This window comes from Shewanella khirikhana (genome assembly GCF_003957745.1).
GTDB classification, from domain to species: domain Bacteria; phylum Pseudomonadota; class Gammaproteobacteria; order Enterobacterales; family Shewanellaceae; genus Shewanella; species Shewanella khirikhana.
Genome location: NZ_CP020373.1, coordinates 1,524,097 through 1,549,115 on the forward strand (window position 1 = coordinate 1,524,097; position 25,019 = coordinate 1,549,115).

A 25,019-nucleotide genomic window follows, 5' to 3' on the forward strand; every position below is an offset into this window, starting at 1 on the left:
TTAAAACTCCAGTAAGGTCACAGGGGCCGACACATCCAGTGTGGCCGGCAGGCTAAAGCGCTTATCTTGCAATACATCAGTCACCTCGCCGGCAATGGGCAGGAAATCGGCGAAGCGGTGCATATCCAGCGCTGTGGTCTCTTTGTTTTTATTGAAAATGACCATCAGGTTTTTACTGATGATTTCGGGCGCGTCGGACGCCGGATTTTTGCCAGCAGCGTTTGCAGCCGTTGTGCTGTCAGACCCTTGATGGTGGGGAGCGAGGCGCAGCTGCACATAAATGCCATTTTCCGGCACAAAGTGTACCAGTCTGCCCTTGTGGATAGCCTCGCTCGTTTTGCGGTAATGCAATAGGGCGCGGGTGAAGGCAAAGGCTTCTTTGGCCTCCGCAGCCATGGCGTTAATCTCTTTTTGCCCAAAGGCTTGCTGTGTGAAACCCGGCATATCGGCGCGCACGGCGCCATCGTTGCGGCCCTCAACCGGACTTTGCATGGCAAACTCGGTGCCATAGAAAATCTGAGGTATCCGATTGGACAGCAGCACATAGGCAAGCGCCAGCTTGAACTTGTGCATGTCGCATCCAAGCAGGCTGTAAAGACGATTGGTATCGTGGTTGCCTTCAAACAGCACCAGATTTTGGGCACTGGGGTAGAGCTTGTCGTTGGCCAGAGCCTCGTAGAGCCGAATAAGGCCGCTGCCCCAGCTTTCGTCCTCATTTACCGCCTGCAGCAGGGTTTCGTAAAGGGGGAAATCCATCAGCCCCGGCAGTTCGCTGTCATAGCCATCCGGGTTTTGCTTTCCGGCCTGCCAGTAGCTGACCACCACAGGGTTACTGCTCCATTCTTCACCCACCATGTTCAACTTGGGGTATTCGGCGAGTACCGCATGGGAAAAGGCCTTCAAGAACGTTTTGTCTGAGTAAGACCAGGTGTCGATACGAAGGCCACTGAGACGGGCAGTTTCAATCCACCAGAGGGTGTTTTGGATAAGATATCGCGCCAGATGCGGATTGCGCTGATTCAGATCGGGCATCGACTCCACAAACCAGCCATCGGCAAAGGCTGCGGCATCTGCGGGGGCAGCATAAGGGTCCTGAACTGCGGTGCGCCTGTGGCTGGTGTGCTGTGACTGGGGATTAACCCAATCGGCAAAGGGCAAGTCCTGCATCCAGGGGTGGCCTGAGCCGATGTGATTGAGCACCACATCCATGATAAGTCCCATGCCAGCCTTGCTGGCATTGAGGCCAAGCGCTGCATAATCATCATTGCTGCCAAAGCGCGGATCGATTTGGTAGTGATTGGTGATGGAATAGCCATGGTAAGAGTATTCGTTCTGGGCATTTTCCAGCAGTGGGTTTATCCAAAGCTGGGTGACCCCAAGGTCGTTAAGATAATCGAGTCTGCTCGCTATTCCGGCCAGATCGCCCCCGTGGCGGCCGCCATCAAAATCGGGCCTGGCGCGATCGGCATAGCCCGCCACATTGTCGTTACCGGTATCGCCGTTGGCGAACCTGTCCGGCGTGATGAGATAAATCACGTCCTTATTGGAATACCCCTGATGCGCCGGGCTTAAGTTACGTTCATCGAGGCGGTAGGGAAGGCTGATGGTATCGCCCTGTTTGGCGATGTTCAGGGTGAAAGTGCCGGGCTGCGCTTTGGAGACATCCAGGGTCACAAACAGGTAGTTGGGGCTGTCGGCAGCTTGTGTGCTTACTATGCTTACGCCCAGGGCTTGGCCGCTGTTTTCAATACTGACCTGCGCGCCTTGCAGATTTTTACCCTGGAGCATCAGCTCAAGAGTGGGCGTTTGCATCCCAGCCCACCAGTTTGGCGGTGACACCTGGATTTGGCTGTTGCTCTGGAGTGCCTTGGGGGAGACGTCGAGCATTGGGGCGTCTTCGCAGGCGGATAACAGCAACAGCATCAGGCTGCTGACAACAAGGCGCCTTGGAAAGGTGACTGCGGACCTGGGGGCTAAGGTGCTGCCCGGGGAAAAACTAACGTTGACCATAATTCATATCCTTTCAGCGAGACAGTTTAGCTAAAAACTCACTGTGAAGTGGTAGCGATGAGAGCGCGCGCTGCTGAATTTTATGTATATTTTCAAGATATTCGGCAAGCTCAGGCCCCGGCACTGTATCAGCTATCGGGGCGTGGCTTATCGGTACCAATCCTTGCCCCAACAGCACCTGTTGCCAGGCAAGGGCAGAGAAGAGTTCATCCGAGTGGCGCTCCAGGCTGCCGTTTTCGGCAAAAAGCGCCATCCGGCGGGCCAGGCTTTCGGGCAATGTCAGCGCCGCCCGGGCGCGCCAGAAGGGCTCATCCCGCCGGTTCAGCACATAGTGAAGCAGGATAAAGTCCCGAATTTCTTCAAATTCTTGCTGTGATGCGCGATTAAAGCCGTCGCGGCTGGCCTTGAAATCACTGCTGGCGGGGAAGAAGCGCACCAACTGCAGCAGCGCCGATTGCACCAGATGGATGCTGGTGCTCTCCAGCGGCTCCAGAAAGCCGCTGGACAGGCCAATGGCGACACAGTTACCGGCCCACTGCTGTTTACGCCTGCCGGTGGTAAAACGGATGCGCCTTGGCTCGCCAAGTGGCTTGCCATCCAGGCTTGCAAGCAGCCTGGCTTCGGCCTCATCGTCTGAGATGAACTCGCTGGAGTAGACTACGCCATTGCCGGTGCGATGATTGAGCGGGATCCGCCAGCGCCAGCCAGCTTCAAAGGCAATTGATTGGGTGTAAGGGGTCAGTGGCTCGGTGCGCTCAGAAGGCACGGCTATGGCGCGGTTGCAGGGCAGCAGCGCGCTATAGTCATCAAAACCTGCACCCAGCGCCTCTTCAATCAGCAGCGCCTTCATGCCGGAGCAATCGATGTAAAAATCGGCGCTGAGCACCTCACCGTTTGTTAAGCTGACCGAGGCGATGCGCCGCTCGTGATGGCTGTGCTCAAGATCCACCGAGGCGATATGACCCTCGATGTGGGTCACGCCGCGCGCCGTGCTGTAGTCCTTAAGGAAGGCGCCATAGAGCCCGGCATCAAAGTGGTAGGCGTGGGTGAGGCCGGAAAGCGGCGTGCCATGAATCTGCGCCATTGGCGCGAAGCGATTGGCCTTGGCGGCCTGGCTGTTGAGTGAGTAGCGCCAGAAGTCGCTCGCCGGGTTGGCACTATTGCCGGTATCGCCACTGCCAAGAAAGCGTTTCAGCCACAGCTGATGAAAGGGGATAAGCCCCAGATCTTTGCCCATGGCGCCAAAGGCATGCATGTAGCAGCTGTGTTTGTCGCCCCAGCCCTGAAATTCGATCCCCAGCTTGATGCTGCCCTGGGTGTGGCGCAAAAACTCGGCTTCGTCGATGCCAAGGGCCTGATTAAACAGCGTCAGCGGCGGAATGCTCGCCTCGCCAACCCCAATGGTGCCGACTTCGCTGGACTCCACCAGGGTGATTGCAAGCCTGCCTTTAAAAACTCTGGCCAGCAGGGCGGCGCTCATCCAGCCGGCGCTGCCTCCACCAACAATCAGTACCGAGGTAATGGCGCTGTGCTTTTCTGTCATCTGCTTTCCCCCTTGCAGCCATCGCAATGTTAACTGAACGTTATCAGGCAATGGCGGATAAAAAAATGCCCTCACCGAAGGCGAGGGCAATCAGGGAGCCGCGTGGCTTAGAACTTGTAGTTCACGCCCAGCATAAAGTTGCGGCCATAGTTCTGGTAATCACGCACGAAGCGCTTGTCATCGCCGAAGTAGGAGATGAACGGCTCGTTGGTGAGGTTGTTTACCTGCAGCAGCACAGACAGGCCGTACAGTGCATCGATACCACTCTCAGAGAAGTCGTAACCAATCTGCGCGTCCACTACGGTTTCGGCCATGATGTTCACGTTTTCGCGCTGCAGACTGATCTTGGTCACTTCACCGAGGAAGTCTGAGCGGTAGCGTGAGCTGACTCGTGCCTGGAAGCCACTGTTTTCATAGTACATGGTGGCGTTGAAGGTCTTCTCAGACAGGCCGGGCAGTGTGGTTGGCTCTGAATCGGCGGTTTCTTTCACCTCGCTTTCGTTGTAGGTACCGCTCAGGTACACACCGAAGCCTTCCATTGCCGGGGCAAAGTAGCCGAAGTCCAGCTGCACAGTGGCTTCGATACCGCGGATATAGCCGCCGTTACCGTTTTGAGGCTGGGTAACGTTACCGATTGGGTTGCCTGGTACGTCAGGGAAGACTTCACCGAAGTTGAAGTTGCTTTGCTGATCGAAAATGTAGTTTTCCAGATCCTTGTAGAACATGGCCACCGAGAAGTAACCCTGATCGGCAAAGTAGTTCTCGTAGCTGATGTCGTACTGGCGGGCCAGCCAAGGACGCAGCATAGGGTTACCGGCGCCGCCGCTCCAGTTCACGCCATCGGTTGGATTGGCGTTGTAGCTGAAGTTGACGTTGGCATTCATCTTGTCCATGCGGGCACGGGTCAGGGTACGGGCGGCCGCAAGGCGCACCACCTGATCTTCGGCCACTTCCAGAGTCAGGTTCATGCTTGGCAGCCACTCAAGGTAGCTGTCGCCGGCATTGATTGGGGTTTTCACCACTGAGCCTGAATCAACAGTTGCCACTGTGCCGTCGGAGCTCTGATCGGTGTGCACTGCCTGCACCCCGAAGTTACCGGTCAGCGGCAGACCGCCGATTTCGGTTTCCATGTTGGCCATCACGAAGGCGGTGGTGACTTCTTCGTACACCTTCCAGGAGTTGGTGGCGCGGCTCAAGTCCACGGTATCGGCGTTGGTTTCGATGTAGTTGCCATCGTTGTAGAACGCCAGTGAGTCGTAGCTCAGCATGTCACCCATGCCGAAGAATTCCAGCGAGGTTGGGTCCAGCAGGTACTTTTCAGGCACAGTGAGCATGTCTGGGTACTGTTTCAGGGTGAGGTAGAAGCCCTGATCCAGCTTGCTCTTTTCACGTTCGGTGTAGTTTACGCCAAACTCGATGCTGCGCACGGCGCCGTCATCGAAGGTGTATTCGGCGGCAAGACGTATCGATTTCAGTTCATCATCGATTTCTGGCTTGTTGATAAAGCCGTCCTGACTGTCGGTGCCGATGGGGTTACCCCAGCTGAAGGCGCCGCCCAGCTTGATCAGCGCCGGATCGGCGTAATCCAGATTGTGGCTGAACTGATAACGGCCATCGCCATCGTACATGAAGCCCAGGGTATCGGTGGCGCCATTGCCATTACCACGGCCAGTGCCGCTGTAGCTTTCCATACCTATGTCGGTACGGCTGGCACGGGAGAGGGCGATATCGGCTTCAACTGCCCAGTTGTTGTTGATTTGATACTGGTTATTCCAACCGATAGACAGGGCATCGGCGTCGCGGGTGTTAACGTCGTTACGTACAACCACACCGGCATCGTTGATAACGCCTTCGGTTACCAGACCATCGGCAGAGGTGGTGGCGGTGATGCCGGTGTTACCCCAGCCTGCACCCCACTGACCGGGAATTTCGATACCGCGCAGCAGCTGCTGATCTTTAAATTTGGAATAGTAGAGGTCGAACAGGCTGTGGAACTTATCGTTTGGTTGATACTCAACCACGGCCAGTACACCGTCACGCTCGAGTTCGCTTGAGCGTACGAATGGCTTGGCGCCGCCCAGTACTTTGGGGTTGTTGGCATCATAGTCCAGCTCTGGGTAACCCCAGGCCTGCCAGCGCTCTTCCTGGTTGGGTGAACTCATGCGGGCATAACCCACGGCTACACCCAAGGTGTCGTCCAGGAACTGATCCACATAAGAGAAGTTGAAGCGGTAGCCCTTGTCGGTGCTGTCGCTGTTAAGGGCGCCCAAATCGTTATATTCACCACGGGCACCGACGACGAATGTCTGTTCGCCATGGGCGAGGGGACTGATGGTACGCATATCGACGGTACCACCAATGGACTGCGCCATCAGGGTTGCATCCGGGGTCTTGTAGACCACCACCTGATCGAGCAGTTCTGAAGGATATTGGTCAAATTCAACGCCACGGTTGTCGTTTACCGACGCTTGTTCACGGCCATTAAGAGTCGCTGTGGTGAAATCCGGGCCCAGACCGCGGATAGAAATCACGTTGGCGCGGCCATCGAGACGCTGAGCGGCAACGCCGGGCAGGCGGGCCAGAGATTCAGCGATACTCACATCCGGCAGCTTACCGATATCTTCGCTGGAAATGGCTTCCACCACAGAGGAGTTGGCCATTTTGGTGGCCTGGGACTCTTGCAGTGAGCGGCGGATACCTGTTACCTGGATGACCTCAATCGGCTCTTCATTGGCAGTTTGTGTCTTGGCAGCTTCTTCGGCGCCATAGCTTGACATGCTTGCGCCGGCGGCAATAAGCGCCAGGGTGAGCACACTTGGTTTAAATTGCATCATTCATCTTTCCCCTTTGTGTCGCCGGGCCTAGGGTGCCTGCGAACCTGAAGTGTTGGGACAACAGTCTTTGTTTATTGGTGTTATTGGGCATCCAAGCACTTAATTGACTGCATAAGAGCTGTTTTTATGACCAACATGTTGCGCAACGGTGAAGATACTACTCCCGCCTTATTTGGCTTCACAACCGAGTGCATACGTATTCAAAGACTGCCCCCGGGGTTAGCCACTGCATCAAGGGGCTGGTCTCAACAAGCGATTAACAAATCGCCTGATGTCTAACATGATGATAATTATAGATTAATAATGTCAGGTTTGCTGTGGCCGTACGCATCGATACTGTGCATACGTATGCAGGTGTATTGCTGGGGGTTTTGCTTGTCACGTATCCTCCATGCAACATGAAACCGAGTCAGCCACGCTTACCAAAAGGCAACAATCGGCCAACAGGCAAGTGGGGTAAAAGCCGTAAGGGCTTCAATAAGAAGAAAGAAAAGGGGCGAGAATGAGCAATACTCCCTGGTGGCGCGGCGCTGCCATTTATCAGATTTATCCGCGCAGCCTGCAGGATACCAACGGCGACGGCATTGGCGATCTGAAAGGGATCATCCAGCGCCTGGATTACATCGCCAGCCTGAATGTGGATGCCATCTGGATCTCGCCTTTCTTCCGCTCGCCGATGAAGGACTTTGGCTACGACATCAGTGACTACCTGGATGTCGACCCCATGTTCGGCACCATGGCCGACTTCGATGAACTGATTGCCAAGGCGCACTCACTTGGCCTGAAAGTGGTTATCGACCAGGTATTAAGCCATACCTCTGATGAACACGCCTGGTTTGCCGAGAGCCGCCAGAGCCGAGATAATCCCAAGGCCGACTGGTATGTGTGGGCCGATCCCCGCGAAGACGGCACGGCGCCCAACAACTGGCTGGCCATTTTCGGTGGCTGCGCCTGGGAGTGGGAACCAAGACGCCAGCAGTACTATCTGCATAACTTCCTTAAAAGCCAGCCCGATCTTAATTTCCATTGTGAAGCCGTGCGCCGCGCCGTGCTCGATAACGTCGAGTTCTGGCTCAAAAAGGGCGTGGATGGTTTCCGTCTCGATGCCATCACTTTCTGCTTCCATGACGCCGAGCTTCGCGACAATCCCGCCAAACCCGCTGACAAGCGTCAGGGCCGGGGCTTCTCGGAAGACAATCCTTACGCCTATCAGTACCACTGGTACAACAATGAACGCCCCGAAACCCTTGGCTTTATTGAAGATTTGCGCGCCCTGATTGACCGCTATCCGGGCACAGTGACCTTAGGCGAAGTCTCAAGCGAAGACTCCCTCGCCACCATGGCCGAGTACACCAAGGGCGATAACCGCCTGCACATGGCCTACAGCTTTGAGCTGCTCACCAAAGATTACAGCGCCGCTTATATCCGCAGCACAGTGGAAGCTCTGGAAAATGCCATTGGCGACGGCTGGCCGTGCTGGGCCATTGGTAACCACGATGTGGAGCGGGTATTGAGCCGCTGGGGTCAGGGCAAGGGTACACCGCAAATGGCAAAAATGGTGTCGGCGCTGCTCGGCAGTCTTCGCGGCAGCCTGTGTGTGTATCAGGGCGAGGAGCTTGGTTTGACCGAAGCCGAGATCCCCTTCGATGCGCTGCAAGACCCATTCGGCATCGCCTTCTGGCCAAACTTCAAAGGTCGTGATGGTTGCCGTACTCCCATGCCATGGCAAAGTGAAGGGGAGTTTATGGGGTTTGGCGAAAGCTCTCCCTGGTTGCCTTTGCCGGAAAATCATCGCAGTTTAAGTGTGGCAAGCCAGGAAAAGCTGGCTGATTCCATCCTGAATCAGTTCCGCCGCTTTATGGCATGGCGCAGCACCCAGCCCGCCTTGGTGGGTGGTGACATTAAATTTATTGACACCAAAGAGCCGATATTGGCGTTTGAAAGGCGCCTTGGTGACGAAATTGTGCTTTGTGCCTTCAATTTATCTGATGATAAGCAGACGCAGCAATTGCGCGCTTACAGCACGGCCACCGAGCTCAGGGGCCATGGCCTTGGCGGCGCTGCACTCATGACTGATGGCAATTCCGGAGGCCTTCAGGTGGCGTTTGACGGCTATGGCGCAATCTTCTTATCGGTGAAGGCCGATGAGCAGGCCTGACGTTTAGCTGATAGCTATGTTGCGACAGCGGCCTTGTGAAACAGCCGCTTGTAACGGCTGATGCGACCTAAAGCCCCCCAATGATTGGCATCTAAAAGCCGTTATTGATAACCGCATAATGATAATAAGATTAAGGAGAACACTATGGCGTCCGGCGCTCCCGTTTCAATTCCTCCAGGGCCTTCAGGGGCCCAGGGGCAAGAGACCCATGGCAAATTCGGTTTTGCTCTGGCCTCGCTTACCACACTGTTCTTTATGTGGGGCTTTATTACCTGCCTGAACGACATTCTTATTCCGCATTTAAAGGCGGTATTTAACTTAAATTACGCCCAGGCAATGCTTATCCAGTTTTGCTTCTTTGGCGCCTACTTTTTGGTGTCGGTGCCTGCCGGGGCGCTGGTCAAGCGGGTGGGTTACCAAAAAGGTATTGTTGTGGGGCTGCTGACCGCCGCCCTCGGCTGCGGTCTTTTCTACCCGGCGGCGGTGTCGGCCACCTATGGGGTGTTTCTGGGGGCGCTGTTTGTGCTTGCCAGCGGCATTACCGTGCTGCAGGTGGCGGCAAACCCCTATGTAACGGCCCTTGGGCCGGTGGAAACCGCATCAAGCCGCTTAACCCTTACCCAGGCTTTTAACTCGCTTGGCACCACTATCGCACCCGCCTTTGGCTCGGTGCTGATTTTGTCGGTAGCCGCAGGCGCCTCTGCGCAGGCAGAAGCCGAAGCGGTCAAGCTGCCATATCTGCTGCTTTGCGGCATGCTGGTGGTGCTGGCACTGGTGTTTGCACTGCTGAAGCTGCCCCATATTCAGGGCCAGGAAGATGAAACCCTGGAGGGGGACGCAACAAAACCTGTCTCGGCGTTAAGCCATCGTCATCTGCTGCTGGGCGCCATCGGGATTTTTGTCTACGTGGGCGGCGAAGTAGCCATTGGCAGTCTGCTGGTGAACTTCCTCGGTCAGCCCCATGTGGCGGCGATGGAAGAAGCACAGGCGGCGCACTACATTGCCTTTTACTGGGGCGGCGCCATGGTAGGCCGCTTTATCGGCGCGGCGGTAATGCAAAAGGTGCCAGCGGGTAAAGTGCTGAGATTCAATGCCTTTATGGCCGCGCTGCTGGTGGTGGTCGCCGTGATGAGTGAAGGCGCCGTGGCCATGTGGGCGATTCTGGCGGTGGGGCTGTTTAACTCCATTATGTTCCCGACTATTTTCAGTCTGGCGCTGAAAAACCTTGGCCCGGCAACGGCGCAGGGCAGCGGTATCCTGTGTCTGGCCATTGTCGGCGGCGCCATAGTGCCACTGGCGCAGGGGCTGATTGCCGATGCGGCAGGGCTGTCGGTGTCCTTCCTGCTGCCGGTGCTGTGCTATGCCTATATCCTGTTTTATGGCCTTAAGGGCTCAGAGGTAAAAGCCGGGTAAGCCTTGCTTTAAAGCTGGCATCAAGCCTAACCAAAAGCGCACCCCGGGTGCGCTTTTTCGTGAAGGAGAGGCGGCTTAAACTCTGTGCTGGCTGAAAGCGGCCAACTTTTTCATGGGCAATCGGCGTTTAATGCTTAAGCTTCCTTGCCTGCGCTGCCAATAACTCCTATGATCTCGCGGTTTTTTCTTCTCTGGAATTGCCCCTATGCTCAAATCGCCTTTATCTCCGTCTTCCACCGAGCTTGTTCTCGGGATCCTCGATTTGGTGCTCAATGGGGGATCGCCCCTGGACAGGGCCTATTCACGCCATTTCTCCGGTTTAAAACTTGCCAGCGAAGAGCAGGCGCGCATCGCCACTGTAACCGGTGACTTGCTGCGCCGCCTGAACCTGTATTGCTATTTGGCCGACGTCGAACCCGGACGTATTGAGCGTGAAGGTTCGCGGCTTATCAATGCCTGGCACCTGTTTCATGGTTTGCCAACGCCCAAGCTTCAGTATTCACTGGCGGTGGATGAGAGCGGCTTTAATGAGCGCCTTAGCCATGCCAAGACCCAAAGCGCGCTTTGGGACGGCTGCCCCGACTGGCTGGATAAACTTGGCGAACGTGAGCTTGGCGATGCCTGGGCCGCCGAGCGGGCAGCATTGAAAGCGGCGCCAAAACGCTACCTTAGAACCAACTTACTCAAGTGCGATCGCGATGCCCTGGCCAGCCGTCTGGCAGGCGAAGGCGTGAGCACCGAGCCTGTTGCGGGAGTTGACAGTGCACTTGAAGTGACCTCGGACTCGGCGCTGTTTCGCACTCAATCCTTTGCCGATGGCTGGTTTGAGCAGCAGGACGCCGGATCGCAAAAGGTGGCCGCAGCGCTGGATGTTAAACCTGGAATGCGGGTGATTGACGCCTGCGCCGGTGCCGGTGGTAAAACTTTGCACCTTGCCGCCATGATGGCTGGCAAGGGCAGGCTGCTTGCCATGGATGTGGAGCAGTGGAAACTCGATAACCTCAAAGAGCGTGCCCGCCGCGCCGCTGCCCACAACGTGGAAACCCGTCTGATCGCAGGTTCCAAGACCATCAAACGTCTTAAGCTGTCTGCCGACAGGGTACTGCTGGACGTGCCTTGCTCTGGCCTTGGGGTGCTTAAGCGCAATCCCGACGCCAAGTGGCGCGACACCGAAGAGCGACTGCCCGTATTGATGGAGCTTCAGGCCCACATTCTTGGCAGCTACAGCCGTATGGTAAAGGTGGGCGGCATGCTGGTATACGCCACGTGCTCCATCATGCCCTGTGAAAACCGCGGTCAGGTGGATGCGTTTTTGGCCGCCAATCCCAACTTCCGCTTGCTGGATGATGAAAACATCACCCCGGCCAACTCCGGGTTTGACGGCTTTTACCTTGCCAGACTCGAGCGGATCGCCGAGTAAGCACACTTAGACCGGCATTCGGGTTGAAATTCGTTTAATCAGTTTGTATACAGAATGTAGTAACGGGCGTCGGAGTTGGGCATGGGCCGGGAAATGGAAGATCGCGGATTTGAAGTCTTGGGGTATGGCAGCATTTTGGCCATGGTTCTCGAGCACCGGCCTTTATCCGAGGTACTTCGTGCACTGACTGCCCTGATTGAATCCCAGACCCAGGGCACAGTCGCGTCTGTTTTGCTGCTAAGCGAAGACGGTAAGCGGCTGCTCAATGGCGCCGCTCCTCATTTGCCCGCCGAGTTCAATCGTATCGTCCACGGTGTTGAAATCGGCATGGGCGTTGGCTCCTGCGGCACCGCTGCTTACCTTGGTGAGCGGGTGGTGGTGAGCGATATCTCCACCCACGAATACTGGCTGCCCTACAATGCCTTACCCTTGGCTGCCGGGCTTAAATCCTGTTGGTCTGAACCGATAAAGTCTGTCTCCGGCAAGGTGATAGGCACCTTCGCGCTTTATCACGACAGCATTAAAAGCCCTACCGAGAACGAGCTGCAATTTATCTCCCAGGCCGGCAAACTCGCCGCGCTGGCGATTGAGCGCAGTCGCGATCAGCGCTATCTCAAGCTGGTTGAAATGGTATTCAACAGCATGCCGATGGCCTTTGTTATCACCGACGATCGCGCCCAGATCCTGTATAAAAACCCGGGCTTTAGCGCCTGGTTTGCCAATCTTTCCCATTTCGACCCAGAAGCGCTGCTGTGCGCCGCGCAGCCTGGCGGCCTGATTGCCCTGCGTGAGGCGCTGGCATCGGGCTGCAGCTTCAGCGGCGAGTTTGAGGCCGAGGTCCTGGGGGGCGATCGCCGTCAGCTTGAGCTGCAGGTGACTCCCATCGACGATCCCCAGGGGGAAGGCGCCATCTATGGCTGGCTGCTCACGGATGTGTCGGAGCGGAAAGCTGCCGCCAATGTAATTGAATATCAGGCCAATTTTGACGCGCTCACCGGCCTTGCCAATCGCTTTCAGTTGTTTTCTTGCCTGAATAAGGCCTGTGAGCGAAGCGAAGGCTTTACCCTGATGCTGATGGATGTGGACAGATTCAAGCAGGTGAACGATAGCCTTGGCCACGACACCGGCGATGAACTGCTCAAAGCCGTGGCACGCAGGCTTGAGGCCTTATTGCCCGAAAGCGCGATTTTATCCCGCCTCGGCGGGGATGAATTTGCACTGTATCTGCCCCAAGCGCCGCTCGATGTTGGCCACAGCGTGGCGCAGCGTCTGGTGGACTCCATGGCCATGCCCTTTGATATCAAGGGGTGTCGGCTCTACAGCGGCATCAGCCTTGGGCTGACCCGCTACCCGGAAGACGGGCTGCAACTTGAGCAGCTGCTGTCCGGCGCCGATCAGGCGATGTACAGTGCCAAGGCCGCCGGGCGTAACACCTGGCGCGACTTTACTCCCCGGATGCAGCAGGATGCCAACCGTGAGGCACGGCTTGCCGGCGCGCTCAAAGAAGCGGTGGCCAAAGAGGCGCTCACCCTGGTGTATCAGCCCATTGTGGAGATGGAGCAGCACAGAATCGTTGCCGTTGAAGCCTTACTGCGCTGGGAGCACGAAGGCGAAATGATTTCGCCGATGGAGTTTATCCCACTGGCAGAAAGCTCAGGGCTGATTGTGGAGCTGGACAGCTGGGTTCGAAGCCAGGCGCTGGCGCTTATTCGCCGCCTGCGTGAGATGGGTTTACCAATAAAAATTTCGGTCAATGTCTCCAGTTTTGAGCTCTGGTCGACGCCATTGCAGCAGCGCTTTGTGGAAGGCTTGTCTGAGGCTGTATCTGAACCTCTGAATGCTGAAGCCAGCCAAGGCCATGCAACTCACACAAACCCCGCACACGCCAAGCCGCTCGATGGCTTAATCCTTGAAATCACCGAGTCTTTGCTGCTCGATAAAAACGCTCAGTTGGTGGAAACCTTAACCGGTCTGCGTCAGCAGGGCGCCTGGATTGCCATTGATGATTTTGGTACCGGTTATTCGTCGCTGTCGTATCTGGCCAACTTCCCGGTCGACTGTATCAAGCTCGATAAATCCTTTTTAAGCACCCTGTGCAGCCTTGGCAGTGATTCAGAATCGCATTCCGGCACCACAAACGGCGGCAAAGGCCGGGCGCTGGTGCAGGCCATTATTCAAATGAGCCAGGCACTGGATTTGTGTTTGGTGGCCGAAGGGGTGGAAACCGAGCCGCAGCTGAGCTTCCTTAAATCGCAGCAGGTTGAGAAGGTGCAGGGGTTTTATTTCCATAAGCCCATGCCACCATCGGCACTGGTGGAACTGCTGAAAAAGCAGGGGCCGGGTGATGGCGGAGTCGACGCTCAAACAAAAGGCATCAAGGCCTGCGGCTAGGCCGCTTATATCCCGGACTCACGCTAGTTGCGAACAAAGTAGCTTTCGCAAGAAGCTGCGTTTCCGGGGGAGTTAAGCTGCGTTTCCACCGCATACCTGTCAACGCTATCCCCAACGAGGCTGAAGGTATTCAGTGTCTTGATCCAGTGCCCTGGTTCAGTGCCTTGATTCAGGGCCTTGATTCAGTGCCGTGAATAGTGGCGATGATTTTACGTTTGCCACCATGGTCTCTGTGTTCACCCAAATAAATCCCTTGCCAGGTACCCAACGCCAGGCGGCCGTCGCTGATGGGCAGCATCAGGCTGGTGCCAAGCAAGCTCGATTTGAGATGCGCCGGCATATCATCAGGGCCTTCATAGTCATGGCGGTACCATGGCTCGTTTTCTTTCACTGTGCGATTAAAGAAACTCTCAAAGTCCTGACGCACGGTAGGATCGGCGTTTTCATTCAAGGTGAGCGATGCTGAGGTGTGCTGAAGCAGCAAATGCAGCAGGCCGGTTTTAAGCGTCGCAAGCTCAGGCAATGCCCGCTCAATATCATCGGTTATCAGATGAAATCCCCGCGGCCTTGCCGCGAGTACCAGTGTTTTTTGATACCACATAAGCTCTCCTCAAAGCTGCCATGAGCGTTTGGGTGACTCTGCTCATGCGCTTGTCTGTCGGTGTTGCGGCAGTGTAGGGAAGGGATAGAGGGCTTGCAAGCCTTTGCAAATGCCAAGGTGAACTGGGTGGCGGCTTTGAGGTAAAATAGCGCCATCAGTGAATTCAGGAGACTCCCATGGCCCGTGCCTGTGCCCGCCATATTTTGGTGAAAACCCGCGAAGAAGCGGAAAAACTCAAGGCCCGTATCGATAAAGGTGAAGATTTTGGCAAGCTTGCCAAGCAGTATTCACTGTGCCCATCCAAGCGTCGCAGCGGCGATTTGGGTGAGTTTGGCCCAGGCCAGATGGTCAAAGCCTTCGATGATGTGGTCTTTAAAAAGCCGGTACTCGAAGTTCATGGTCCGGTGAAAACCCGGTTTGGCTTCCATCTTATCCAAACCATCTATCGCAACTGAGGCGCGAATAACGCCTTGGCCGCGACTCTGGACGATCCCGATTACTTCCTGCGCCACTTTGACCTTCTGTGTCAGTCGGTGGCGCGTTATCGGGATCTGTTAAGCCCGGGCGAGCTTGTGCTGCTCGCTTGTGGCAATCCTTCAGCCTCCCGCTGCGGCCCTGATGATAAGTCGCCAGCTCCCCTGAATGGCAATCCAAACTTAGCTCATATCAACTCTGCTGCGCCCATCACAGCCGATGCCAAACGGCTGCTGGTACGGCTCATCAGCCGCCGCGGCAGCTGCTTTCGGGTGAGTAAGCTAAGTTATGGGGATATCGGCGATATTGATGGTGCCATCCATCAACTGAAAGCCATGGGGTTGGTGAGCCAGCCACTCGACTCAGCAAAAGAGCGGCAAGCCACAGCTGATGAGCCTTCGCACTCATTGAATGCCGCTGACACTGAGTCTTATGGCGCGGACACCCGTTCAGCCTGTGCTGCCCGTGACGCAAGCGCTGGGCTGAATACCGAATATGATACAGGCACTTTGTCAGCCCTGAACACCTCGCATGTGATCTCGCTAGTAACCAAAGCGGAGCTGCATGCAGTGCTGACAGACCTTCTTAGCGCTGATGCATGCGCTGCCGCGACGTCCGCTTTCGACGGTGTAGCAACTTATATAAGGGAGCCAGCGCCAGGAGCAAAGCTAAAAACCATCCCCAAACCCCTTTCACAGTCCCTGTCAAAGCCCTTGTCAAAATCCCTCACAAAGTCAGCGCTTTGCGCCATTGCGACTGAGCTTGAGCTCTGGCCTGTGATTTGGGAGCTGATTGCCGGGGATGTGATTGAAGTCGATGCAGCGCGGCACTTTCGCACCTTGAAGCTGCTCTATTTCGGGAACAGTTGGCAGGACTTCAGTGAATTTGTGGTTGCAGAGCTTGGCCACAGGCGCTACGAGGCCTACTTGCTCGATGCCGAGCATCGCCGTTTCGATAGCAGAGTAGAAATCGAGATTGCGCTTGGCTGCGCCGACATTGGCCGTGAACTGGATGCGGCCAAAGCGCTGGATGACGAGTCGCTGGAGCAGCTTTATAAAACGCTCAAGCAACTGGCAGCCCTTGGGGGCGACAATTTGCTGGAGATGTCCCACAGTGCAAGGCGGCTTGTGCGCATTCGCTGCCAGTTGGGGCGTGAATTTGAGCGCCGAGGCCAAACCGATAAGGCACTGAGTCTCTATCAAGGTTTGATGCTGGCGCCAGCCAGGGAGCGCGCCGTCCGTTGTCTTGAGGCGCTGGCAAACTATGAGGCGGCCTTCAGCGCGGCGAGTGTGCTTTTTCATGCTCCGCTGAATGATGATGAATACCGGGTCAGCCTGAAAATGCTGCCAAGGCTTGCCAAAAAAGCGGGCAGGCCCTGGCAGGCGCCACCAAACTATGTGCCGCCGAGAGAGCAACTTGGTTTGCGGATGGCCGATGCTTTCTGTTCCAAAGCAGATCCAAGCCAAGATGGCGATTTAGATGATATTGAAGGCGCGCTGCAAACCGTGGAAGCGCGCTGTGTGCGCTACTATCAAGGGCAGGGCACTGCGGCATGGCATGTTGAGAATGGCTTCAGCTGTGGGCTTTTCGGACTTGGGCTGTGGGACATCATATTCATGCCGGTAAAAGCGGCGTTCGATCATCCATTTCAGACGGCACCTGCGGATATGTATCGCGGTGACTTCAGTGCGCCGCGGCAAGCCGCGCTGAAAGCCCGGCTCGATGCTATTCGCGGCGGTGATTTCAGTATCCTTGAGCGCCATTTAATGGAAAAGCAGGGGATTGCCAACGACTGGGTCAATTGGGCGCTGTGGACCGAGGCATTCTGGCAGCAATTGATGCCGCTGTTAAAGGGTGCCTGGCTCGCGAGCTTAATCGAGCATATGCTGGTTTCGCCCAAAGAGCGTCGCAGTGGCTGGCCGGATTTGTTAATTATCGACCATGGCGAGCTTCAGTTTGTCGAGGTTAAAGGGCCCGGTGACAGACTGGCGCCCCATCAAACGGATTGGCTTAAGTGGCTGAATGAAAACGGTATGCCTGCCAGGGTGCTGTACGTTAACTATCTTGAATGAAAGCGGTTTTGGTGACCAATTCATAGCTGGCCAATCCCTTTCCATAACGAGAGCGGGGAGAGTGAAGAGAGTGAAGCCCCTTAGCGGGACTGGACTCTGTCGGCGCCAAGCGCGGGCTCCAGCCCAGAGGCACTCGCAGGCGATGAAAGCTCAGGCTCTGAAGGCTCAGGCGCAAAGGTTTTATAGGTCACACTGCTTTCGGCCAGACACAATCGGTTGCGGCCTTCATCTTTGGCGCGATATAGCGCCGCATCGGCCCGCTTAAGCCAGGATTCAATATCTTCGGCAGGCTCCTTGAATGCCAGCCCCATAGAGCAGGTAACACTCTGTTTTTGGACGATAAGGTCGCTTTCGACTTCATCGTTAGCAGCCTGCCTCGGCGGGTGTTGAACAAGGGGCGCCTTGCACTGAAGGCAATCTGGGAGCGCCAGCCGCTTAAGGCCAATTTGCAGCTTTTGACAGGTGGCCTGGGCAAGCAGAGGGTCGGGGAACAGCAGCAAAAACTCTTCGCCGCCAAAGCGGTAGGCAAGGGCATTGGTTGGCAGACTGGCGCGAATAAGTCGCCCCATCTCGGCCAGCACCCGATCGCCTTCCTGATGGCCTGCTTCATCGTTGATACGTTTAAAGTGGTCAACATCAATCAGCATTAAGGCTGCACCGGGCCCAAGCGTCATTTCTTCAAGATCGCCGGTCAGCTTTTTGCGATTAAACAGTCCTGTGAGGGCATCGGTTACCGCCATGGTCACCAGCGCATTACGCTGGTTGGAAACAATATAGGCAAACACGGCGCCGAAAATCACGCAATTCACGCCGGCCACCGCAAAGCGGACAATCACATCGACCGGCTCAATTTGAGCGCCGCAGGCCAGCGCCAGCGCGCCAAACAGCATCGACAGCACAAAAGCTTCGGTGATGGGAAACAAAAAGAAGTAAATAAACACAGTTGGGAAGATAAAAATCAGCCCGGCGTAGCCGATTTCCAGACTGGTGGCAGCAATACCGATAGACACCATCAGCAGGGTGACCCGCCGGTTGAATGGGCTGGATACGCCCTTAAGCTCTTTGGAGAAGGATAATCCCAGAGGCAGCAGTGACAGGCCGTAAATGACCACCAGCATCCAGTCGCCAAGATAGAGCCGGTAGCTGCCATAAAGCAGCAGGGTCAGCATGGCGACTATGTGGAACAGCAGCGCCGCGGGTTTGGGAATATGCCTGACTCGATGCAAGTTTGGTACATCCTTAACAGAACTCTCACAGGCAATATACAAAAGTCTGACCCGAAGATCTTCACTTTTTCAGAATGAATGACTAAATAAAAACCACTTTGCAGCAAGGGGATGGCATAAACTGTTGGATGGCAGCGCAGTCAGACTGACGCTGCAAAGAGCTGACGGCCTGTGAAAAGGCCCAAAGATGCAAAGGCGCAAAGATGCAAAGATGCAAAGGTACAAGCTGAGCGCTTACAGGGCTGCTGTATGTCGTCACTGAGAACCTGGCCTGCGAAACTGACGTTGGGGCATGAACCACTCAGGCTGCTCCTTTTTTTCAAGGCAGTAAGACACTAAGACACTAAGACAGTAAGGCAGTAAGACAGTAAGGCCGTCAGACAGGCATTACTCTCAAGTATTGCCCTCAAGCTCGAGCTGCAACAGCAGCATCTCTTCGCCGCCGGTGACTTGGGTAAAGGGGCTGTGGCAGTGGGGGCAGAGCACACTAAGGCCGTTGGCCTCACCCTCAAAGCCGCACTCGTTGCAGCTTAGCATCAAGGGCTCTATCTCCATCTCAAGCACGGCCTCGCGGCACATACCTTCGAGTTTAAAGGTGTCGAACGCGGTGGCAAGCAGGCTTGGCTCAACGCCAGAAAGCGCGCCAATGCGGATTTTCACCTGGCTGATGGCGCTTGCCTGCTGGCTTTGGGCGTGGCTCTCACAGCTTTCAATCAGTGCCTGAACGATGGAGAATTCGTGCATCAACAAATCCTTGGTAAAAGCTCACCGGCGGGTAAGTCCAGGTAGCGGCTGCTGCCCCAGGGGGTATTCAGGATCACCTTGCCGGCGGGGCCTGTGACTCCTTCTACAACTTCACCGACTACCTCACCAACAATGGCCGCCTGCTCGCAGTGGCCAAAGCGCTTAAGCACTTCGAGGGCGCCTTCAGCCTGGGCCTTTGGCAATGCCAGCACAAAGGTGCCTTCGTTGGCCAAATCCAGCGGCTCAAAGCCATAAAGCTCACAAAGGCCGCGCACTTCATCGGATACAGGTACTGCCGCTTCATCGAGTTGAAAGTTAACGCCGGAGGCCGCTGCCCACTCGTTCAGCACAGCGCTGAGGCCGCCGCGGGTGGCGTCGCGCATGGCATGAATATCAAAAGGGTGTACCAGTAATTGCTCGACAGCGCCCCACAAGGTCGCGCAGTCGCTCTCAAGGCGGGATTCAAGCTCAAGGCCTTCACGGGCCATCAGGATTGCGGCGCCGTGGCGACCTATGTCGCCGGAGACAATAATGGCATCGCCGCTTTTAAGTGCCTTTGCCGAAATGCCCGGGCGGATGATGCGGCCAACGCCGCTGGTGTTTAAAAAGAGCCCATCGGCGCAGCCCTTGGGCACCACCTTGGTATCGCCGCAGACGATTTTGGCGCCGCTCTTTTTCAGCTCTTCGGCCATGCTGTGCACTATGGTTTGTAAGTCATCCAAAGCAAAGCCTTCCTCGATAATGACCCCAAGGCTTAAATACTGTGGCTCGGCGCCCATCATGGCCAAATCATTCACAGTGCCGGCGATGGCGAGCTTGCCGATGTTACCGCCGGCAAAAAACAGTGGTGATACGGTAAAGGAGTCGGTGGTAAATGCGGTGGGGCCGCACAGATTCAGCAGCGCGGCGTCTTCTTCGTTTCGAAGGATGGCATTATCGAAGGCATTAAAAAACAGCTCGCGAATAAGCTTGTTCATTTCAAGGCCGCCGCCACCGTGAGCGAGTTGTATATGCTTGACTGACATCGGTAATTCCTTCTTTTGCCTGCTGCTCAGGCCGTTTCCGTTAAGCCCTGATAGCGGTAATAGGCGTTGCAGGCGCCTTCCGAGCTCACCATACAGCTGCCAAGGGGCGTTTGTGGAGTGCAGCCCCGGCCAAACACTTTGCAATCCATGGGGTTGGCAAGGCCACGGAGTATATCGCCGCACTGGCAGGCTTTGTGGTCATCGATTTGCTGCACCGGCAAACGTCCGGCAAAGGCTTTTTCGGCGTCGCGGTGGGAAAAGCGGTCTTTGAGTTTCAGTGCCGAGCGGGGGATGGGTCCAAGGCCGCGCCAGCGAAAACTGTCCCGCACCTCAAGATACTCATCCACCAGCGCCTGAGCGGCGAGGTTGCCTTCTTCGGTGACTGCGCGGCTGTACTGGATATCAACTTGCGCCTCTGCAAAAGCCTCGGTGCGAAGTTTAAGTTGAATAAGCCTCAGGATGGAATCCATCACGTCCACCGGCTCAAAGCCACTGACCACCACAGGGGTGCCATGCACCCTGGCGGCGCGCCGATATATTTTGGCGCCGCTTATCACGCTCACATGGGCCGGGCCAATAAAGGCATTGACCTTGGTAGCAGGCTCGGCCATCACCGCATCGATGGCGGGCGGCACCAGCACATGGTTGATATGAAAGAGTAAATTATCCAGGCCGCTCGCTTCGGCCTCTTTGATAAGCACAGCAGTCATCGGGGTGGAGGTTTCAAAACCTATGGCAAAAAACACCACCTGTTTATCCGGGTTATCCCGGGCGATGGCAAGGGCATCGAGTGGGTCGTACAGGGGGCGCACATCGGCGCCATTGGCGCGGGCATGGGCAAGGCTGCCTTTGGAGCCCGGCACCCGTATCATGTCGCCCAGGGTAAGCAGAATAACGCCATCGAAACTGGCAAGGGCAATGGCCTGATCGATACGCTCTTTTGGCATCACGCAGACCGGGCAACCCGGGCCATGGATAAAGCGCACATTTTCAGGCATCAGCCCCAGCAGGCCATATTTCATGATGGTGTGGGTATGGCCGCCGCACACTTCCATGATGTACAAAGGCTCACTGAGCTTTTGGGCCGCTTGATTGATGCTGGTCGCCAGCGCCCTTATGGTGGCAGCGTCCCTGAAACCCGCGTAAAGGGTTTTTAATGGCAGTGAGTCAGTTTCATTGATGGTTGAATTGCTGCCTGACTCAGACATGATTTTCAGCCTCCAGTTTGGCGGCAATCTCCCGGTAAAGCTTGAGACTCTCCAGTGCATCTTCTTTATCAATTTTATTCATCGCAAAGCCGATGTGAATAAGCACATAATCGCCAATCTGGATATCGTCACTGAGCAGATGACGGCTCACTTTACGGCGAACGCCCAAGGTATCGACCGTGATGGCCTGCTCATCCGGGTGAAGGGCAACCACTTCAGAAGGTACTGAGAGGCACATCAGCATTCCTCCGCGGTCTGAGTGGAAGCTGCTGCATATGTGGAAGATGCTGATAACGGCGTCGCCTCCACGGCATCAAACCGCGCCTGGTGATCGGCCTGAAGCCAGTTGGCAAACTCCTGCATGCCGCGGCCATCTTTTACCGAGATTTCAATCACTGGGCAGTGGGGGTTAAGCGCCATCAGTGCCGCTTTGGCATCCTCAATGGAGAAGTCGAAATAGGGCGCCAGATCGCACTTGGTAATAAGTACCAGATCGGCGCGGCGGAACATGACCGGATACTTGGCAATTTTGTCATCGCCTTCGGGGATGGACAGCAGCACTACGCTGCGGTGGGTGCCCACATCGTAACTGGCCGGGCAAACCAAATTACCGACGTTTTCAACAAAGGCGATGCTGCCTTCTTTCTGGTTTAAGCGATGCAGGGCGCCGTGCACCATAAAGGCATCGAGGTGGCAGGCGCTGCCGGTTTGGATTTGAATCGCGTCTATACCTTTGGCAATCAGGCGGTCGGCGTCTTTGGAGGTTTCCAGATCCCCTTCAATCACTCCATAGGGGATGGAGGTGTATTCATAAAGGTGCTCGAGCAAGGTAGTTTTGCCGCTGCCCGGACTACTCATCAGATTAAAGGCGCTTACTCCGCGTTGCTCAAAATGGCGCCGATTATGGCCTGCTTCCACATCGTTTTTATCAAGAATTTTATGGATAACTGACAAGGTTTTGGCATCGCTCAGCTGCGGGTTTGTGCTGAGTTCTTCATGGGGACTCGTGCTAAGCTCCCCATGGGGCGCCTTGGCGGCGTGTGTATGTTGGGAGGCTTGCATACCGAAGCGTGGCAAAGAGCAGCCGCAGTCCTGGCACATGGTAGGGATCTCCTGTTGGTATTTCTGACAATTTTGCTACTAACTGTTAACCGCCGGTTTGACCTGCATCAGAGTTTGGGTTGCCTGGGTCAAACTGGCGCAGCTTTCAGACAAAAATGTGAGCGCCGTACCAAAGTTGCCCAAGGGCAATGCCGCCATCGTTCACCGGCACCTCTCCCCAGGGCAGCACTGTATGGCCTGCGTTGATAAGCTTTTCATAAGACACATTGGCAAGGGTGCGGCTTTGAAACACGCCGCCGGTGAGCACGATTGGCAGCTCAGGGAAACGTTTGGCGGTATCGGCGATAGCCAGGGCAATGGTGTCGATAAAGGCGGCGGCGAGGATGTCTCGGGCCGAGGCGAATTCTGCGGCATCTGTGTTGCCTGGGGGCAATTCCATCAGCTCGTGCAAAATGGCATTCATGAGCGCCGCGCCATTCCAGTGCATTAGGTTTTTGCTGACGCCAGTCTCTAAGTCAGTGTCTAAGTCAATCTCTACGCCACTCTCTAAGCCATTCTCTAAGCCATTCTCTAAGCCATTCTCTAAGCCATTCTCTAAGCAAGCATCTGCTTCCGACGACAAAAGGGCTGCAAACAGCCGCTGTGTCACTTGGTCCTTGTTTGCATGAGCCCTTGCTGTTGAATCCGCGATTGTTGAAGCCGTGTTTGTTGAAACCGTGCTTGTTGAAACCGTGCTTGTTGAAAAAGTGTTTGTATGCGCTTCGTTTGGGTTAACTGAATTGGCATTGGCCCGGGCGGCGGCAGCTTCCAGCAACATACCGGCCTGACCTTCAAACTGAATGTGATTACACAGCCCCAGCAGGGCCGCGACCGCATCAAAAAGCCGCCCCATGGAGGAGCTTTTCAGCACATGGCTACGGGCTGCAACCTTGATGTGATTGCCAAGGGCCGCAGGAGATAGATGCGATAAGCACCCAAGGCTTGAGAGTGTCTCGGCGCTCACCCTATCGTGCAAAAGTGATATCACCAGGCGCCAGGGCTCGTGGCTTGCTTTATCGCCCCCAGGCAGCGCAAAGGGCATCAGGCCGCCGAGGCGCTTATAGTCGGTGGCGGTGCAGAGCATGACTTCGCCGCCCCACAGGCTGCCATCATCCCCAAGGCCGGTGCCATCAAAACTGAACCCAAGTACCGGGCCTGTGGTGTTATTCACCGCCATGACCGAGAGCACATGGGCGAAGTGGTGCTGCACCGTGATAAGTTCCCGCGCCTGCACGCCGGTCGCAGTCTCATGCGCCTCAAGGGTGTCTGCGCTGTCGACATAGTCTCTGGCAACATAGTCTCTGGCAAAGCGGCTCGGGGCATAATCAGGGTGACTATCGGCAATGACCCGGGTGGGACTGACGTCATAGAGCCGCTTAAAGCTTTGCAGGGTGCGAACGAAGTAGTCTTCGGCCTCGATACTGAAGAGATCGCCAATGTGCGGGCTTAAAAACAGGTTATGGCCTAAGCCGAAGCCTAAGGTGTTTTTTTGCTGCGGCCCCACGGCCATCAGCTGCTTTGGCAGCGCATGTTGAACGTGAAGCGCCATGGGCGCGTAGCCCCGGGCCATGCGAAGCACCTGCAGCTGCCCGGCGCAGTATTGCACCACGCTATCATCACAGCCCGAGACGATAGGGCGGTTATGGTCGAGAATATAATCCACCACGGTTGAAAGTTTTGCTGTGATATCAGTGATATCGATAATTATCGGCTCGCCGCTGCGATTGGCACTGGTGGCCACTATGGGCCTGTCTATCTTATCCAGCAGCAAGGCGTGCAGCGGCGTGTAAGGCAAAAACAGCCCAATGCGATCAATACCCGGTGCGACTGCGTCCGCTGCCAGTGTCCTCTTGCTACCAGGGTAGTGTTGAGGGCTGTTATGAGAGCTGTCATTATGACTGCTCGCCTCAATCAGCGCCTTGGATTTTTTAAGCACCACAATCGGCCGCTCGCGGGATTCGAGCAGTTGCCATTCTTCCTCTGAGCCCAGTGCGAGGCTTTTGGCCATGTCTACGTCTTTGACCATCACCGCGAGTGGCTTGGCGGGGCGCTGCTTTCGAACCCTTAAGCGGTTTACTGCGGCCTCATTGGTGGCATCACACACCAGATGAAAGCCACCAAGCCCCTTGATGGCGAAAATGGCCCCATCTTTGATAAGGCGGGCGCACTCAGTCAAACACTCAAGATTATCGCTGCTGATAAGGCTCCCATCGGGCCGGGTGAGCCTTAAACCCGGGCCGCAGCGAGGACAACTTACTGGCTGGGCGTGGTAGCGCCTGTCCAGCGGGCTTTTATACTCGGCCTCGCACTCCGGGCACATGGCAAAGTGCGCCATGGAGGTGTGCTTTCTATCGTAGGGCAAGGCGTTAATCAGGGTGTAGCGCGGGCCGCAGTTGGTGCAATTGGTGAAAGGGTAAAGGTAGTGCCTGTCAGCGGGGGTTTGAATGTCCTTCAGGCACTCGGCGCACATGCTCTTATCGGGGGATACCAGCACCTGGGCATCACCGCCTGCTTTACTTTGCTCGATAACAAAGTGGTTTTCATCGAGATCCAGCCCATCATCTGCGAGGATCTCGAAGGCATCGATGCGCGCCAGTGGCGGCGGAGAGGCTCTTAAGCTTGCGATAAAGGCATCGAGTTTGTATTGAGACCCCTTCAAGCGGATAAACACGCCTTCGGCGTCGTTGCGGATACTGCCGCCAAGCCCGAGCTCATGGGCCAGGCGAAACACATGGGGACGAAACCCCACCCCCTGCACTATGCCTGTGATTTGCAGTGCTATGCCGACACCCATGCGTA

The 25,019-nt window shown here is 55.8% G+C and carries 17 protein-coding genes; 6 read left to right on the forward strand and 11 right to left on the reverse strand.

What is annotated here, in order from left to right; genetic code table 11:
• From STH12_RS06640 to STH12_RS06650, 3 genes are all read right to left on the reverse strand, one after another.
• Complete coding sequence (locus STH12_RS06640; RefSeq protein WP_237158776.1) at positions 1-1,923, reverse strand: glycoside hydrolase family 13 protein; 1,923 nt, start codon at positions 1,921-1,923, stop codon at positions 1-3.
• 100 nt (positions 1,924-2,023) lie between these two features.
• Complete coding sequence (locus STH12_RS06645) at positions 2,024-3,553, reverse strand: tryptophan halogenase family protein (RefSeq protein WP_126166824.1); 1,530 nt, start codon at positions 3,551-3,553, stop codon at positions 2,024-2,026.
• Positions 3,554-3,660: 107 nt separating this feature from the next.
• On the reverse strand, positions 3,661-6,387 hold the full coding sequence (locus STH12_RS06650) for a TonB-dependent receptor (RefSeq protein WP_126166825.1): 2,727 nt from the start codon (positions 6,385-6,387) through the stop codon (positions 3,661-3,663).
• 502 nt (positions 6,388-6,889) lie between these two features.
• On the opposite strand from STH12_RS06650, the gene STH12_RS06655 reads away from it, so the two are divergent.
• The 4 genes from STH12_RS06655 (at position 6,890) to STH12_RS06670 (ending at position 13,769) form a co-directional block, all read left to right on the forward strand.
• Positions 6,890-8,545 carry an alpha-glucosidase family protein gene (locus tag STH12_RS06655; RefSeq protein ID WP_126166826.1) on the forward strand — a complete coding sequence of 552 codons (1,656 nt, stop codon included), beginning with the start codon at positions 6,890-6,892 and terminating at the stop codon, positions 8,543-8,545.
• A gap of 144 nt (positions 8,546-8,689) precedes the next feature.
• Positions 8,690-9,958: a sugar MFS transporter gene (locus STH12_RS06660; RefSeq protein ID WP_126166827.1), complete on the forward strand. Its 1,269-nt coding sequence runs from the start codon at positions 8,690-8,692 to the stop codon at positions 9,956-9,958.
• Positions 9,959-10,163: 205 nt separating this feature from the next.
• Entirely contained in the window at positions 10,164-11,378 is a 1,215-nt protein-coding gene (locus tag STH12_RS06665; protein WP_126166828.1) for an RsmB/NOP family class I SAM-dependent RNA methyltransferase, read from the forward strand.
• An 81-nt stretch (positions 11,379-11,459) separates the two neighbouring features.
• Complete coding sequence (locus STH12_RS06670; protein ID WP_126166829.1) at positions 11,460-13,769, forward strand: bifunctional diguanylate cyclase/phosphodiesterase; 2,310 nt, start codon at positions 11,460-11,462, stop codon at positions 13,767-13,769.
• A gap of 169 nt (positions 13,770-13,938) precedes the next feature.
• On the opposite strand, the gene STH12_RS06675 is transcribed toward STH12_RS06670, so the two are convergent.
• The gene (locus tag STH12_RS06675; RefSeq protein WP_126166830.1) at positions 13,939-14,370 is read right to left on the reverse strand and encodes a secondary thiamine-phosphate synthase enzyme YjbQ; all 432 of its coding nucleotides are present in this window, start codon (positions 14,368-14,370) and stop codon (positions 13,939-13,941) included.
• A gap of 176 nt (positions 14,371-14,546) precedes the next feature.
• Between STH12_RS06675 and STH12_RS06680 the strand changes: the two genes are divergently transcribed.
• Entirely contained in the window at positions 14,547-14,825 is a 279-nt protein-coding gene (locus STH12_RS06680; protein WP_126166831.1) for a peptidylprolyl isomerase, read from the forward strand.
• Positions 14,826-14,840: 15 nt separating this feature from the next.
• Positions 14,841-16,916: a VRR-NUC domain-containing protein gene (locus STH12_RS06685; protein WP_126166832.1), complete on the forward strand. Its 2,076-nt coding sequence runs from the start codon at positions 14,841-14,843 to the stop codon at positions 16,914-16,916.
• An 80-nt stretch (positions 16,917-16,996) separates the two neighbouring features.
• Here STH12_RS06685 and STH12_RS06690 read toward each other — a convergent pair whose 3' ends face one another.
• The 7 genes from STH12_RS06690 to STH12_RS06720 all read right to left on the reverse strand — a co-directional run bounded on the left by STH12_RS06690 (position 16,997) and on the right by STH12_RS06720 (position 25,014).
• Complete coding sequence (locus STH12_RS06690; protein ID WP_126166833.1) at positions 16,997-18,142, reverse strand: GGDEF domain-containing protein; 1,146 nt, start codon at positions 18,140-18,142, stop codon at positions 16,997-16,999.
• Between the two features lie 393 nt (positions 18,143-18,535).
• Positions 18,536-18,886, reverse strand: coding sequence for a hydrogenase/urease nickel incorporation protein HypA (hypA, locus tag STH12_RS06695; protein ID WP_126166834.1), 351 nt, complete (start codon positions 18,884-18,886; stop codon positions 18,536-18,538).
• Positions 18,886-19,911: a hydrogenase expression/formation protein HypE gene (gene hypE / locus STH12_RS06700; RefSeq protein ID WP_126166835.1), complete on the reverse strand. Its 1,026-nt coding sequence runs from the start codon at positions 19,909-19,911 to the stop codon at positions 18,886-18,888. The genes hypA and hypE overlap by 1 nt, the downstream gene beginning before the upstream one ends.
• 26 nt (positions 19,912-19,937) lie before the next feature.
• Positions 19,938-21,119 carry a hydrogenase formation protein HypD gene (gene hypD / locus STH12_RS06705; RefSeq protein ID WP_126166836.1) on the reverse strand — a complete coding sequence of 394 codons (1,182 nt, stop codon included), beginning with the start codon at positions 21,117-21,119 and terminating at the stop codon, positions 19,938-19,940.
• Complete coding sequence (locus STH12_RS06710; protein WP_126166837.1) at positions 21,112-21,357, reverse strand: HypC/HybG/HupF family hydrogenase formation chaperone; 246 nt, start codon at positions 21,355-21,357, stop codon at positions 21,112-21,114. The genes hypD and STH12_RS06710 overlap by 8 nt, the downstream gene beginning before the upstream one ends.
• On the reverse strand, positions 21,357-22,220 hold the full coding sequence (gene hypB, locus STH12_RS06715; RefSeq protein ID WP_126166838.1) for a hydrogenase nickel incorporation protein HypB: 864 nt from the start codon (positions 22,218-22,220) through the stop codon (positions 21,357-21,359). The genes STH12_RS06710 and hypB overlap by 1 nt, the downstream gene beginning before the upstream one ends.
• 106 nt (positions 22,221-22,326) lie before the next feature.
• Positions 22,327-25,014, reverse strand: a complete 2,688-nt coding sequence (locus STH12_RS06720; RefSeq protein WP_126166839.1) for a carbamoyltransferase HypF — start codon at positions 25,012-25,014, stop codon at positions 22,327-22,329.
• Between the last annotated feature and the right edge of the window lie 5 nt (positions 25,015-25,019).